The sequence below is a fragment of the Salegentibacter sp. UBA1130 genome, from assembly GCF_002311535.1.
Classification (GTDB): Bacteria; Bacteroidota; Bacteroidia; order Flavobacteriales; family Flavobacteriaceae; genus Salegentibacter; species Salegentibacter agarivorans.
Genome location: NZ_DCAP01000010.1, coordinates 1 through 240, shown reverse-complemented (window position 1 = coordinate 240; position 240 = coordinate 1). Strand labels below are relative to the sequence as shown.

The following is a 240-nucleotide window of genomic DNA, read 5'->3' as shown; positions in this document are numbered from 1 at the left end:
GTAGTTTAGAGATGGTTGTTGGAACCTTAGGTGTTTTAAAGGCCGGGGGAGCTTATGTTCCAATGGATCCTGGTTATCCCCAGGATCGTATAGATTACATATTGGAAGATACGGGAGCTAGTCTTGTACTTACCACAGAAGACTTACCGGAATCTAGTGATCTTAGTTTCCCAAAGGAGAAGACTATTTCGATTGATTTGAACAGTGCTATTTACAGGGATACTGATAGTAGTAATTTGG

At 40.8% G+C, this 240-nt stretch carries 1 protein-coding gene; it reads left to right on the top strand.

Annotated features, from left to right (window positions below):
* On the top strand, positions 1–240 hold a 240-nt coding region (locus tag B4F31_RS03110), incomplete at both ends, for an AMP-binding protein (RefSeq protein WP_286760646.1).